The 14,322-nt window shown below is 62.2% G+C and carries 8 protein-coding genes and 6 pseudogenes; 1 reads left to right on the forward strand and 13 read right to left on the reverse strand.

The window, feature by feature from the left end; all coding sequences use genetic code 11:
• Positions 1–72: 72 nt before the first annotated feature.
• The 3 genes from GGQ98_RS15200 to GGQ98_RS15210 form a co-directional block, all read right to left on the reverse strand.
• Positions 73–2,628 carry a TonB-dependent receptor gene (locus tag GGQ98_RS15200; protein WP_184071022.1) on the reverse strand — a complete coding sequence of 852 codons (2,556 nt, stop codon included), beginning with the start codon at positions 2,626–2,628 and terminating at the stop codon, positions 73–75.
• A gap of 79 nt (positions 2,629–2,707) precedes the next feature.
• Entirely contained in the window at positions 2,708–3,661 is a 954-nt protein-coding gene (locus GGQ98_RS15205; protein ID WP_184071024.1) for a FecR domain-containing protein, read from the reverse strand.
• Complete coding sequence (locus GGQ98_RS15210) at positions 3,658–4,329, reverse strand: RNA polymerase sigma factor (protein WP_341534232.1); 672 nt, start codon at positions 4,327–4,329, stop codon at positions 3,658–3,660. Before GGQ98_RS15210 ends, GGQ98_RS15205 begins: the two co-directional genes overlap by 4 nt.
• A gap of 573 nt (positions 4,330–4,902) precedes the next feature.
• Between GGQ98_RS15210 and GGQ98_RS15215 the strand changes: the two genes are divergently transcribed.
• A complete protein-coding gene (locus GGQ98_RS15215) occupies positions 4,903–5,751 on the forward strand; it encodes an IS3 family transposase (RefSeq protein ID WP_184071046.1) in 849 nt (282 codons plus the stop codon).
• Positions 5,752–5,830: 79 nt separating this feature from the next.
• On the opposite strand, the gene GGQ98_RS15220 is transcribed toward GGQ98_RS15215, so the two are convergent.
• The 10 genes and pseudogenes from GGQ98_RS15220 to GGQ98_RS15270 form a co-directional block, all read right to left on the reverse strand.
• The gene (locus GGQ98_RS15220) at positions 5,831–7,150 is read right to left on the reverse strand and encodes a type II toxin-antitoxin system HipA family toxin (protein ID WP_184071029.1); all 1,320 of its coding nucleotides are present in this window, start codon (positions 7,148–7,150) and stop codon (positions 5,831–5,833) included.
• Positions 7,140–7,424: a helix-turn-helix transcriptional regulator gene (locus GGQ98_RS15225; RefSeq protein WP_184071031.1), complete on the reverse strand. Its 285-nt coding sequence runs from the start codon at positions 7,422–7,424 to the stop codon at positions 7,140–7,142. Before GGQ98_RS15225 ends, GGQ98_RS15220 begins: the two co-directional genes overlap by 11 nt.
• Before the next feature lie 286 nt (positions 7,425–7,710).
• Positions 7,711–7,890 (reverse strand): annotated as a pseudogene (locus GGQ98_RS15230) (IS3 family transposase); the annotation flags it as partial.
• Positions 7,891–7,992: 102 nt separating this feature from the next.
• Positions 7,993–8,187, reverse strand: a pseudogene (locus GGQ98_RS15235) (ATP-binding protein); the annotation flags it as partial.
• Between the two features lie 4 nt (positions 8,188–8,191).
• The gene (locus GGQ98_RS15240) at positions 8,192–10,423 is read right to left on the reverse strand and encodes a recombinase family protein (RefSeq protein WP_341534233.1); all 2,232 of its coding nucleotides are present in this window, start codon (positions 10,421–10,423) and stop codon (positions 8,192–8,194) included.
• Positions 10,424–10,719: 296 nt separating this feature from the next.
• Positions 10,720–11,388, reverse strand: a pseudogene (gene istB, locus GGQ98_RS15250) (IS21-like element helper ATPase IstB); the annotation flags it as partial.
• Positions 11,385–12,331 (reverse strand): annotated as a pseudogene (locus tag GGQ98_RS15255) (Mu transposase domain-containing protein); the annotation flags it as partial. The pseudogenes GGQ98_RS15255 and istB, both read right to left, overlap by 4 nt.
• Positions 12,332–12,372: 41 nt before the next feature.
• A pseudogene (locus GGQ98_RS15260) lies at positions 12,373–12,832 on the reverse strand (transposase); the annotation flags it as partial.
• Between the two features lie 274 nt (positions 12,833–13,106).
• Positions 13,107–14,150 (reverse strand): IS110 family RNA-guided transposase, encoded by a 1,044-nt coding sequence (locus tag GGQ98_RS15265; protein ID WP_184071039.1) that lies wholly within the window; start codon positions 14,148–14,150, stop codon positions 13,107–13,109.
• A 100-nt stretch (positions 14,151–14,250) separates the two neighbouring features.
• Positions 14,251–14,322 (reverse strand): annotated as a pseudogene (locus GGQ98_RS15270) (transposase); the annotation flags it as partial.

The following is a 14,322-nucleotide window of genomic DNA, read 5'->3' on the forward strand; positions in this document are numbered from 1 at the left end:
TAAATGCCACAAGCGCTGCCCAAACACTGAAAACGTGGACACCGCTACGCGTCGAAAGCGTGCGAAAGAGACTTACCATGTCTTGCTGACTCCAAGGCTGATGAACCGCCCGACGGCTGAGTAATTCGTCGAGTCGTAGGGCGTGTCGTAGTAGAGCGTCGTCCGGATTGGATCGGGACGCGCGTTGAGGACATTCTCGGCGGCAAGCACAAACTCAAGACCGCCGAGGAGACCGCCGCCACGCGGTGTCTCGAAGCGCAACGCGAGATCGAGCGTTGTCATCCCCTCGACATCATCGGCAGGCATCTGCCGCATGTCGGTAACCCCGCCGGTATAGTTGAGATGCGCGTTCAGCCCGAGTGGCCCCTTGCTCCAGATTGCACCGGCGCGTGCACGCCAGTGCGGCGGGTTGAACAGCCGGCCTGCGAGCGCGACCTCGGGCTGTAGTGCGGTGCGACGCTGCGTGCTTTCGAGCCAGGTCGCGTTGAGCGAAAGGCTGAGCGTGCCTCCGGCAATGGCGGTTTCGTAGCTCGCCAGCGCATCGAGCCCGCGGATCGTCTGATGCCCGGCATTGACGTAGCGGTTGTTGACAATCGCAGTCACCGAAGCCGGATCAAAGTCTCCGCCCGTACTGTTGAAGAAACTGTCCACCGAATCGATCGCGGCATTTACGGCGCCCGCGTCCGGATCGCGCGAAACCAGATCGGCGTAGGCGGGATCGCTGAGCGCCTGCGCCGTTGTCACGATCGGTGTGACGATGCGGTTCCGGTAGCGCGTTTCAAACCAGCCGAACTCAAGCCGTGCGCCTGCAATCGCGGGTTCGAGCACGACCGATGCCGACCAGGTTCGGGCACGCTCGGGTGCGAGCGCAGTGTTGCCGCCGATCAGCAGCAGCGCGGTTGCGCCGGACGTTGCTGTGCCGCCGAGGCGGGTGGCGGGGACCAGCGTGGCCGACGGCGACTGATAGAGCTGCAGGAAGGTCGGCGCACGGAACGACCGGCCCCAGCTGCCCTTCAGCGTCACACCGGCGAGGGGCGCGTAAATGAGGCCGAGCTTGGGCGTCACCACCGTATCGATATCGGGGTAATGCTCGTAGCGCAGCGCGCCGCTGAGGTTCAGGCGGTGGACGCCCGGGATGGCCATGGCCGGCGCGACGAACGGCAGATTGAGTTCGGCGTAGGCAAAGTTGCTGTCGCGCGTTTCGTCAATGTCGAGCTGCGGTGCGAGCGCACGGCGCAACTCGAATGCATTCTGCCGGTAGCCGCCGCCGACCGCGAGACGTGCACTGCCGCCGGGCAGCGAAAACAATGGTCCGTCCGCGGCAAGTTCGATCGACGTCGCGGAATTGCAATAGCAATTGGGGCCGTTCAGCAGCACGCTATCGCCAAGGATGTTGGCGATCGTGAAATGCACGCGGTCCTCTCCGTACATCGTGGAGAGGCCGGCGCGCCAGCTGCCGAGATCAACCTTGAGCGCGGGCGCGATCGCGAAGGACGTGCTCCGCGTACGGTTTTCCGCGCGGCTCACGTCGAGGTCACCAGCCGTGTTCAGCGGGAAGATCGATGCCTTCCAGCGCTTGTTGTAAAGCGCATCGAAGGCGAGCGTGACCTTGTCCCCGATCGCCTGATACCCGCTCACAAGCCCGTTGTGGTGCTTGAGAAACGGAAACAGCGTCACACCCGGTGTGACGCCCGCGGCATAGCTGCGCTGCCGCGCGACGATCGGCGAGATGCGCGAGAATTCGTAGGCGCCCATGAGACCGCCGCTGTCCCAGGTGCGGCCGGCCAGAAGCCCGTACTGCTGCTGCCCGTTGCCGCCGTCGGTCGATGCGCCCCAGCGCGCCCGCGTGCGAAGGCCGTCGAAATCGCTGCGTAGAATGATGTTTGCCACCCCCGCGACGGCATCCGAGCCGTAGAGCGCCGATGCGCCGTCCGCGACGATCTCGATGCGGTCGACGGCATCGAAGGGAATCGCCGAGATATCGACGCTCTGCAGCGCCGATGAATAGGACAGCCGGTGGCCATTGAGGAGCGTCAGCGTGGCATCGCTGCCAAGCCCGCGCAGGTTGAGCGACGCGCCGCCGCCGATGTCGACGCCGCTGGCTTCGGGCACATTGTTGCCGATGCCCGGGTTCTGCCCGCCCCCGAAATTCTGCGGCAGCGCCCGCATCGCGTCGGCGAGACCCGCTTGCCCCGCCGCGCGCATCCGGTCGGCGCTGACCGCGATGACCGGCGAGGCAATGGGCGCACCGCGAATGCGCGTTCCCGTGACGACGATCGGTTCCTTGTCGCTCCCGCCTGCAGCCTCGACGCGGCGGACCACGAGTGCGCCGTTCGCGCGCTCTGCGACAAGCCCCGTTCCTGCGAGCAGTGCGCGGACGGCGGCATCGGGGGCGTAGGCGCCGCGTAGTGCCGGCGCCGCGAGCCCCTCGACGAGTGCGGCCGGCGCGATAATTTCGGTGCCCGACCGCGTTCCGATTTCGCCGAGCGCAGCACCAAGCCCCTGCACGGGCATATCATAGATCTGCGCGTCCGGTCCCTGCGCGAGCGCCGATGCGCTGCCCGCCAGCAACCAGAGTGCGATCAGGCCCCGCCTCACGGCATTTTTCTGCCGTTTCCTCTGCGTCATTTCTTCCTCCCTGTGGACGCCTCGGGATGAAGCGTTCAGGGCGGTTGACGCCGGGGGCGACAAACCCCCTACGCGATTTTCAGAAAGATCGCGCTTGCAGCCGGACAATCCCGCCCGGTTCGCGAACGACCGCAAGGTCGAGCGTCGCGGCGAGCTTGTCGGCGAGGCGCGGGTCGCCAAGGCGCATGGTACCTGACACCCTGAGCGCGCCCAGCGCCGGATCGGCCAGTTCGATGCGAGCACCCGGCGACCGGTTGGCCTCTGCAACAAGCTGGGCAAGCGGCAGGCGCTGCGTCACCACAAGGCCCTCGGTCCAGCGCGCGGTGTCTGCAAGAGCAGGTCTGATTCCTGCGCTCCCGTCCTTCGCTACAATACGCTCGCCCGGGTTCAGCGTCGCAGGCTTCGATGCGTTCGCCGCGCTGACATCGACCACGCCTTCCAGGAGCGTCACTTCAGCGCCGGTATTACCCGCCTCGACGTCGAACACGGTGCCCCGCGCGACGACGCGGGTGCCGGCGGCGAGCACGACGAAGGGCCGCCTGGCATCATGCGCAACAACAAACCGTGCCCGGCCACGATCCAGCCGGATCCGGCGCTCGGCGCCTGAATATTCCACGGCAAGCGCGCCGCCGCCGTCCAGAAGCACTGACGAGCCGTCAGCGAGCCCCCATGCCCGCCGTTCATCGTTGGCGCTCGCAAGCGCAAGAATGTTCGCGGGGGCCTGTTCGGGCAGGACGGGCGATCCGGCCGACAACAGGCTGACGCCAAGCAGGAGGAGCGCGATCGCCGCAGCGGCTGCCAGTGGTTTCCAGCGCGCGGATGTTTGCCTGCCTGGCGGCTTATTCCGAAGGCTGCTGCGGCCGGCCGTGTTCCAGACCTGCTCGATCTCGCGGTAGGCCCTCGCGTTTTCGGGATCCGCGTACCAGGCCTCGAACCCTGCGCGGTCATCCGCGGCTTCGGCGCCGCGCATGCGCGCATACCAGTCGCTTGCCTCGGCAACGCGCGCGTCGCCGTCCACGGACCGGGGCGTCACTCCGCCTTGCCCAGTTCGCGGTGAAGCGCGCGCAGCGCGAGCGAAATATGCTTCTCGACGGTTTTGACGCAAACGCCCATGCGCGCCGCGATCTCGGGGTAGGTCAACTCCTCGAAACGATGGGCCATGAAAATCTCGCGCGTTCGTTCAGGGAGCGCCAGAATAGCAGCATCGATACGGCGAAGCATATCCCGCGCTTCGAGCCGCGCGTGTGGATTTTCTGTCGCCGGGATTTCCTCAATGTTGACGGTGGACGGCTCGCCCTTCCGCGCCCGTTGGCGCGCGGTATCCTGCAGCAGATTGCAGGCGATCCGCGTCAGGTAGGCGCGAGGTTCGTCAAGGGTGGGCTGCGCGTCTGTCGAGCGGCCCAGAAAACGCGCAAATACGCTCTGGACGAGATCCTGAACCATGTCGGCCTGCCTGGTCCGGCGGCCAAACAAACGGCCGAGACGCGGGGCCTCTTCGCGATAAAGCGCCGCGACGTCGGGCGCTTTCGACTCTGCGACACGCGCATGAAATTCATCATCGGCAGGATCTGCCGAACTCCAGAGGTTCAGCTGCATTGCGCGCAGCCGGTTTCCCGCCTGCCCTCCCCGTCCTGACGCTGCCTTGCCACGACCCGATGCCTCCCTTGCGAGGCACGGCGGAAAGCCGGGTGATGAGAACATGCTTGAGGCATGCGTCAGCGCCTTTAGTCCCGGAGGACCTGTACATACGCGCCAACCACCCGGCAGAATTCCGGCTTTTGAACTCAAGCGAGGTTCTCACGCCTCGGCGCTGCAGTAGCAGTCAGCGCCGGTTCAGGATAAATCAACGACTTTGAATTGCAATATTAAAAATAAACACTCTTGGCAAAACAACTCCAAGTTAAAAACTGACGCAAGCAAGTTCACAATTTTTCTGCAGTTTATTTTTTCCATACACCTCCATGCATCGACACAGCGACGACTCCGACCGCCTTCTCTCGACTTTGCTTGTCAATAATGGCAACCTTCGCGTGAACGGCAGCCCTACATTTTAGATATGCGATTTCCGATCCTCAAACGCTTCAGGCTACACGGGGGTATCGGCTGCAGACCCATAAGAGGCTGTTTGACGCCCATAATCACGCGTTCCGCATGCTGGGCGGCGTTCCGCGCCGGGGGATCTACGACAATTGGAGTGGGCCCCTTGGGTCGGACACGCGGAATGAGATTGTTTGACCTTGTTCGCAGCACACAGCGTGCGAGAAGCGCGCCTACATCCGCGATCGCCGGCCCAGCGGTATATCCATCGAGCGGGGCTGCCAGCTGATGAAGATCGCCCGCTCGACCTGCTACCGCGAGCCGCCGCCAAGCCTTTCCGAGGCTGAACTACTCGATGCGATCAAGGCGATCTGCGATGAGTTCGAGGCTTATGGCTGGCGCCGCGTGCGCGCGGCCCTCCGACACCAGGGCATCGTTGCCAACCACAAGCGCATCCGTCGCCTGATGCGCGAGCATGATCTGCAGCCGCGCCGTCGGCGGCGCTATATCGCCACCACTGACAGCGCTCATGACCTGCCGATTTTCCCGGATCTGGCCAAGGCACTCGTGCTGACCGGCCCTGATCAACTCTGGGTTGCCGATCTCACCTATGTCGCGATCACCGGCGGCTTTGCTTACGTCGCCATCATCCTGGATGCCTGGTCACGCAAGGTGGTCGGCTACGCGATCGGCCGCTCGATCGACGCCCGCCTCGCCATGGCGGCGCTCAAGGTCGCCCTTGAGAGCCGCAGGCCACCGCCCGGTCTCATTCACCATTCGGACCGCGGATCGCAATACGCGGCTCGAGCCTACCGCGAGATCCTGACAGCACACGAGGTTGCTGGATCGATGAGCCGGCGCGGCAATCCGTACGACAACGCAAAGGCGGAAAGCTTCATGAAGACGCTCAAGGTCGAGGCCGTCTACCCGATGGCATTCGAAACTTTCGAGGACGTAACCGCCTCACTTCCGCGCTTCATTGATCACGTGTACAACCAACGTCGCCTGCATTCCGCACTAGACTACCTCAGCCCCGCGCAGTTCGAGGAGCATCACGCCCGCGCCATGGTCAAATCAGCCGCATAATCTCTGTCCGACCCAAGGGGCCCACTCCAACAACCGGACCACTTCTCAGCAACAACAAACATTCCCGGCACCTTTCGGCTCAAAGTCCCGGCGTTCCGTCGATATACCCTTCGAAGGCATAATCGTTGAGGAACTGGCGGCGCCACAGATATCCCCGATCGACCTCACTCAATTCGGCTTCATCGCAAATAGTGTCCCATAGCTGCGTGATCATCCCGACCTGGTCCTTGATCAGACGACGGGCCTCGCGATCGCTCAGCAGAAAGTTCGATGCAGACAGGCGGCAGCTTTCGAGGAGGCTGCGCTTGTCCTCCCCATGCACCAGCATCGCCTGATTGGCCTCCCGACCGCTACGCGGTTGCGGGCAGATATCGTATGCCTTCGTAAGCGTAAGATGTGCACCATCCCAAAAAGCTGCATGGTTGCGGGCATGATCGTCAGTGTTGCCCGTCAGCACATTAAAGACCAGCCGGCCGAACAGCTCGCGCAGTGTGACCTGCGGATTGGTAAAGCGCGCGCGCACCATCTCGGCGAGATCGCCATAGCTTGCATAGCGGGCCTGCATTTCGCCAAGCCCGAACATCGTCAGGGCAGAGACCATCGCGCGGCGCGTCCACCCCTTCCCGCTCCCTTCACGGTCAAAGCGGCGCACCAGAAGAACGTCCTTGCCGTTGGCCTTCGTCAATCGAACGGACGCGACGTCCAGTCCCACCTCGGCCGCCAGGCGCATCGCAACGAACTCCGCCTTTACGATAGCCATTGTGTCGTTGGTTGCCGAGAACTTGGCAATAAGCTTGTCCTTGCCGTCCTGTATCAAAGCCTTGGGACGTGCGCCTCCGATGGAACTGCCATGGAATAGCGCCTTGTCGAGTGTTGGCGGAACCGGCTCGCCCCGCTCCACCCGTTCGGCCGCTTCCAACAGTTCTTCAAGAGTCGCGCGGTCGTGCTCGCGAGGCTGATACCGTTCCGCTGAAGTCTGAAAATCGAGAGCGCCGATACGGTCGGATCCCGAATTCAGCATGAATGTCAGTTCATCGAACTCGACATTGCGCGCCGCTTCGCCGCCCAGGCCCGTCAGCCGATTGATGATGACCCGGCGGCCCCACGCATCGGGCGCGCCGTCTCGCAGGCACCCGGCCATATCAAGCGGGGCTTCGGGAACGATCCTGCCGCGCTGGAGGGGCAACTCGGGTAAATAGATCGGTATCGCGTCGATGCGTTCCAGATAGGAACGACCATAGTTGAAGACATAGAGACCGTCCTCCAACGCGATCCGACCCGCAACCACGGGTTCAAGCGTATCCGGCAACCATATCCACACAAAGGCTTCGGTGGCTGTCGGGATGGGCACGTAAGCAGTGCCATTCGCCGCAGCAGGGCGAAACCGGTCAGAAGTCATCTTTCACCGTCTTCCTCGGGGCCCGTACCGACCGGGGAAGAAGTGCCAGTTTGTCGTTGACCCGCGAAATCTCGGGAGCAAGCCGTGAAGGTTCATCGACGAAGAGCGGCAGACCCACCAGTGTTGCCGCCTCGAACACCAGTCCGATTTCTACCTTGGGATGACCCTTTTCGATTAATTGCAGCGTGCTGCGAGCGATGCCGACCCGGGCTGACAGGTCAGCCTCTGACATCTTGCGCTGTTTGCGTGCAAGACGAATGAGCCCACCCATCATGGTCAACGCTTCGCGCGTTATGCGAGAATAAGTGCGAGTATGCTCTTTCACAAAAAATGACCGTTATATCGTCCATAAAATGACTTTACGACTTCTATAACGGTCAATATCACTGCTGGCGTTAAAAATCAACGGGATATCCTCAGTCCAAAAAAACCTTACAAAGCATTGTAACGGCCATTGTCGAGGGGTCAGGGTTGCCGACAGAGGCGCGAGCCGGTTGGCCAGTGTCAGACGGAAGTGCACATGTCAGAGGTGATGTTTCCCCGTTTCGGTGGACACGGGTTCAGGCCATTTGTCGTTCGGCCTGTTCGGGGGTTCTATAACCAATGGCGGAGTGGATGCGCCGTCGATTATAATAGCCTTCGATATAAGCGAAGAGATCCCTGCGGGCCTCTTCGCGAGTAGTCCATCGCCGCTGGTGGACGAGTTCGACCTTGAGGGTGTGGAAGAAGCTCTCCCTCGGCGTATAGCGCGACGATCTGGATGAGAGGCGCGCGTCAATCAGGATGAGAACAGATTGTCGCGGCGAGACGTTTGTGCCGGTTCTGATTGTCGCTGACAAGGCCTATTCGGCGGCTTGATTGTCGCGCGGCGACATTTCCCCGACGGTCTTGATTGTCGCGTAGGTTGGAGGTCTTCCGGCGCGTGATTGTCGCTGGAGGGCCGAGCGCCGTCGGTAGCTCTCGACATTCATTTCGAAGATCGTGGCGTGGTGGACGAGGCGGTCGACCGCGGCGAGCGTCATGGCGGGATCGCCGAACGTTTCATGATGCTGCTTTCCTTGAAGGGATCATACTGCAATTTGGCGCTGTGAGCGCCTTTATTTGCTGGACGGTCAGGTCCACCTGCCACGGCTGTCCCTTCTTTAGTTGCCGACCCTGAAGCTTACCGCGTTTCAGCCATTTGAACACCGTCTGCTCAGTGACGCCGAGCGCGGTCGCGGCACCTTGGATCGAGTAGCTGCCATCCGGCCAACGGGGCGGATTATGCTCGACGCCGTTGATCTTTACGGTGGGGATATTCCAGCGCTGGCGCAACAGGTGCACCGTGTTGTGGTCGAACAGCCCGTCCAGGCTGTTCCGCAGACCCTCTGTGTTGAGCGCGGTAGCGACCTCGGCGTCCATCATGCCAGCGGCGTTGAGCTCTTGGATCCGCTGTTCTAGCACGTCGGCATGAGCAGCTTCAGCATAGGATTGAGTGCGCCGCATGACCCAGTGTTCGGTCGCTGCGCCCGTCTGCCAGATGATGCGGATCCACACCATGCCTTTCGCCCGCCGCTGATCTAGAATGACCTTGTCGATCACGAGGCGGAGCATCGCCTTGCGTTCGCTGTTCTCGATTCTTTCCCAAAGATCAGGCAGGTCGATGCCGAACGCTGCGATACGGGCGCGATCGTCGGCATTCAACGCAACGGTTTGCTCCGTCTTCCACCGCCGATAGTCCTGCTCGACCTTTTCGACCTCACGCAGCTTGCTTTCCCAGATGCTTTCGAGCGAACGGGCAACGAGGCGGTTTTCCGGCTCGACCGCGTCATATTGGCGCCGGGCACGCTCGCATTCATATTCGGCGCGTTCGCGCTTGAGTGTCCATTGCCGTTCGAGTCCATGGACGTCCGCGTCGATGGCGTCGAGCGCGGCCAACGCGATGGCGAGTTGGTCAGGGGTGAGCGCTGCAAGGAACTGCCGTTCGACCTCAGCCTCAACCCGCGGCGCACGCACCTCTTGGCAATATTGGCCGACGCAGGTCGCTCGTTCGGAACGGCACCGATATACCGGATGGTTGCTGTCAGGGCCAGAGTAGTTGAGTGCCATGCGCCGTCCGCAACTGCCACACATCGCTATACCCTGCAGCAGCGCCTTTCCCTTCCGAGGCATGCCACGATGCCCGGCTTTGAAGTTGCCGACATTGTCCGTGAGCTTGTCGCTGATCGCCATATGCGTCTCCCAACTGATATACGCTGGATGAGCATTCTGGATGCAGACTTCCCACTGTTCGCGCGGAACAGCGCGCGTCGGGTTCTTGGCCCCCTCGCTTCGCTTTTCGGGCGCAGCACACCGGCGTCCGTAGACATAGGCTCCCGCATAGACAGGGTTTTTCAGGATACTGCGCACACGCGCATCGGTTGCATCGCGCCAGGCTATTTCGTGTGGCGCCGGTCCCTTCAACGGCCTGACCGGCAGGGCAAGATCGGCCTGGCGCAGATAGCGCACTACCGCCTTTGCGCTTCCCAGGCGCATGAAGCTGTCGAACACAAGTCTGATGCGCTCCTGAACCTGGGCGTCGGGATTGAGCATGATCCCTCCGGCGGGCGCGTAGATTAGCCCTGCCGGAAGCGGGATACGCAGTTCGCCGCGCGCCGCCTTCTGCCGTTCCCCCGTGTGCAGGCGCATGCGGATCTGATGCAGCTCAGCCTCGCTCATGATCCCCGATAGACCCAACAAAAGCCGATCATGGTAAAGTCCGGGATCATATATTCGTTCGCTGTCGGCGATGAGAACGCTGAACATCGAGCAGAGCTGAAGCAGTTGATGCCAGTCACTGTTGTTGCGTGCGAGGCGCGACGCGTCGTAGCTCAGAACGAGACCGGCGTGACCCAAGCCAACTTCAGCGATTAGGCGTTGGAAGCCGTATCGGTGCTGAGCCTCCGCACCGGATTTCCCCAGATCGTCGTCGATGATCTCGACCCGTTCGCGCGGCCAGCCAAGGCCAAGCGCGCGGTCGACAAGCCGATACTGAAGCGCCGTGCTTTCCTGGTGATGGCGGATCTGGCCGACGCTCGACTGACGGACATAGACATAGGCCAGCTTGGCCTGTTGCGTGGTGCTTATCCGTTCATCTACGGCATAATCTCTCAACATCGGTGTCACCGCGTAGCGGGCAGTTGGGCGCGAGCACAAAGCCTGCGCTATCGTCGCCGCCAGCTGACGCTGGATTGCTGGCGGCAGGCTCGACCATATCTGGATCTTTGGCCGTCTCCGGGGAGAACTGATGTTCACTCTGGCATTCCTCGTCCTGTGATGAACGGCGCAACGCCTCTGCCAGCGCAACGACTCGCATGAGGATGGAGCCTGAGACCAACGGCGCGGATTTCGAGTCAGGCGGAGCGGTAGCCAGATCGGTGACGGAGCGAAGGATGTTTCGCCGCCCGCCATGCGGCACCCGGATAGTCACCCACGCCGGCCCGCGATCAGACACCAGCTTCAGAACTTCGAACCGCTCGCCGAAGAGCGGATGCTGAGGGCACGTCACCGTTACATGGCGGATCAGCCCGTCGATATCAGGGGTATCACTGGATGGTTGGCTCCCCGAAGACGCTCCCCCATTCGCCCACCGAGCGGTTGGAGGTGATCAGCATCGAGCGGCGCTCGTAGCGGGCGCTGATCAGCTCGAACAGCACCGAAGTTTCGGCCTGATCCTTGGTAACATAGGCAAGATCGTCGAGGACCAGCAGGTGATATTTGTCGAGCTTGGCGATGGCGGCTTCGAGCGCGAGCTCGCGGCGCGCGACCTGGAGTTTCTGAACGAGGTCGGAGGTGCGGGCGAACAGCACGCGCCAGCCATTTTCGATGAGGGCCAGGCCGATGGCAGCCGCCAGATGCGACTTGCCGCCGCCGGGCGGGCCGAACAGGATCAGATTGGCGCCCTTCTCGAGCCAACCGTCGCCTGCGCACATGGCGGTCACCTGCGCACGCGAGATCATCGGCACGGCGTCGAAGGCGAAGCTTTCGAGCGTCTTGCCCGGTGGCAGCCGCGCTTCGCCAAGGTGCCGTTCGATCCGGCGCCGGTCGCGTTCGGCGATCTCATGCTCGGCAAGGGCGGCGAGTAGCCTGGCGGCGGGCCAGCCTTCCTTGTCGGCGCGCTCGGCGAAGTCTGGCCATACCAGCTTGATCGCCGGCAGGCGCAGGTCGTTGAGGATGAGGGTGAGGCGCTGGGCGTCGATTGCCTGGGTTGCCTTGGTCATGCGGCTTCTCCCATCAGCAGGACATCATAAGTGCTCAGGGGCGCGAGCTGGACGACCACATCGGGCAGCGCCGCCGGATTGGGGGCGAAGCGCTCTCTGAGCGCGGCGATGTCGGGCAGACGGCCGGCGGCAAGATCGGCGCCAAGCAGATCGGCGAGCTCGGCCTCGCAAGCACGCTCATGTGCCATTGCCAGCAGTTCGACCATCATCCGGCAGGCGGCGCGTTCGGGCAATGCCTCGATCAGCCTCTCGAAGGTCCGGGCGTAGGCCTCGCGCGGGAAGAGCTGATCGCGATAGACCAGCTTCATCAGCGCCATCGGCTTGCGGCGCAGGCTGTGGATCACATGATGGTAATCGACGACATGGCCGTGCGCGCCGTTGCCTCTCGAGCGTCCGCGCGGCAGCGTCATGAGATGGGTGCCGCCGATGAACAGGTCGAGCCGGTCGTCGTAGAGCCGGACCCGCAACCGGTGCCCGATCAGCCGCGAAGGCACGGTGTAGAACACTTTCCTCAGCGTGAAGCTGCTGGTCGAAGTGACGGTGACGATGACTTCCTCGTAATCGCTGGTGCGCCGGTCGGGCAGCGGTTGCAGTGTCGCGCGCTCGGCGTCGATGCGGGCCGCATTGCGCCGGTTCTTGGCCGCCACGATCTCGTCGATGAAGCGGCGGTAGGCGGCGAGATCATCGAAGTCGCGCGACCCGCGCAGCAGCAGCGCGTCGCGGACCGCCGCCTTCAGGTGACCATGGGTGCTCTCGATCCCGCCATTCTCGTGGGCCCATTCTCGTGGGCGATGCCGCGGTTGTTGCGGGTCGGCGTCATGCCATAATGCTGGCACAGCGCGTCGTATCGCGTGGTCAGGTCCGCCCGGGCCTGCGTATCAAGGTTGCGGAACGCGGCCGACAGGCTGTCGCTGCGGTGCTCTCCACGTGCGCCGCCCAGCGCGGGAGTGTCAGTAATTTTGTGCGCGAGGTCGGTTTCGTTCATCAGACCATGAACCTGTCGCCGAAGAGGATGGCGAACTGGGTTTTGGCCTCGAACCACTCGCGCGGCGGCCGTTTCCATTCCTCGGCCGCGTGATTGAGGACGAGGTATAGCAGCTTCATGGCTGCCTCGTCACCGGGGAAGTGCCCGCGCTCGAACTCCATAGCATGATTTCACACGCGGGGTCTTGTCGATCTCATCCGTGGTGTAGATGATCCGCCGGATCGGCGCGCTGAACGCGAAGAAGGGGATCACCTGCTGCCAGTGCCGGCGCCAGCTTTGCGCGATAGCCGGGTATTTCTGACCCCAGGGCCCTTCCTCGAAGGCCTCCAGCGCGGCCAGGCCTGCCTCGGCATTTTCGGCGCGATAGACGCTCCTGAGCGCCTGGGCGATCGCCTTGCGGTCTTTCCAGGAGGCGAAGCTCATCGAGTTGCGGATCAGATGCACGATGCATATGTGGACGGCCCCCTCCCTACAAGATTGACGGGCATAACTTTGAACCGATCGCTTGCGATCATATGTCCGGCCTCTGCGTATGCGGTCGCACATGACCGCGGGCCAAGATGGTTTCCGCTACGCGAGTTCCAAACAAGTCTGCGACCTTTGCCGGCCTGTGCATCGTACGGATTACCTCGCGTTTCGGATCGATCGGTCACCATCTGCTCGTTTCTTGCAAGTTCGGGCATCAGCTCAGCACGGCAGCCTTCTATAATTGCTCGCCGCGACTGGCAGATCTTTATGCCGTTCGGACATGAGCCGGTTGCATGCCACGGGCTCTGTATTCTTCGCCCGTCACCATCAGCTTCCATGCGACACGGGCGATTTTGTTGGCCAGCGCCACAGCCACCAGCTTTGGCGGCTTGCGCTTGAGTAGGTTCACGAGCCAGGGCGAAGCGTTCTTGCCGCGTCCGTCTCGAACGTGCCGGAGGAGAGCTGTCGCTCCGGCCACGAGCACGCTTCGTAAAACTTCATCGCCGGCACGGGTAATTACGCCGAGCCGGACCTTACCGGCGGTTGAATGATCCTTCGGTGTTAAGCCGAGCCATGCAGCAAAGTGCCGACCCGACTGGAAGCCTTTGGGTGCTGGCATCTTCATGACGAGCAGCGATGCGCCGATCGGACCGACGCCAGGAATTTTCGCCAGTCGCCGGCTGCATTCGTCGGCCCGGTGCCAAGCCATCAACCTCTCTTCAACACGGTCGATCTCAACCTGTAAGTGTCCGTATTCTCGCGCATGGAGGGCGAACAGTTCTCGAGCGAGTTCCGGTAACGTCTCATCGGCTGCGATACGCTCGAGGAGCGGCTCCACTTTAGATATTCCTTGGGCCGCGCTCAGCCCGAACTCAGCTGCATAACCCCTTATGGCATTGGCGAGTTGCGTGCGATTGCGAATCAACTGATCGCGCACGCCTACCAACATCAATGCGGCCTGACTGTCGACGCTCTTTATTGGGACAAATCGCATCGTCGGTCGGCTCATCGCCTCGCAAAGCGCTTCAGCATCGGCAGCGTCATTCTTGCCGCGCTTTACGTACGGTTTAACATACTGTGGCGGAATGAGTTTCACCTCATGTCCGAACGATTGCAGCAACCTGGCCCAATGATGGGATCCACCGCATGCTTCGATCGCTACAACAGTTGGTGGTAGTTTCTCGAAAAAGGCGATCATCTCCTTGCGCCGCAGCTTTTTGCGCAGCACGGGCTCCTCAGTCGCGTCGACGCCATGCAATTGAAAGACGTGCTTTGACGTGTCCATTCCGATGCGGGTAATCTGTTCCACGGACGGTCTCCTTCGCTTGAGAATCTGCAACGACCTCATTCTGGCACATCGATGCCGTATTGGGGGCCGTCCACTCCAACAGGTCTGGACCACCGTCTGCGGGAACACGGCGCTGGTATTTGGCGATCAACTTGGGATCGAACGTGCCCGACCGGTCGCGCGGAATGTCCAG

The organism is Sphingosinicella soli (genome assembly GCF_014199685.1).
GTDB lineage: Bacteria > Pseudomonadota > Alphaproteobacteria > Sphingomonadales > Sphingomonadaceae > Sphingosinicella > Sphingosinicella soli.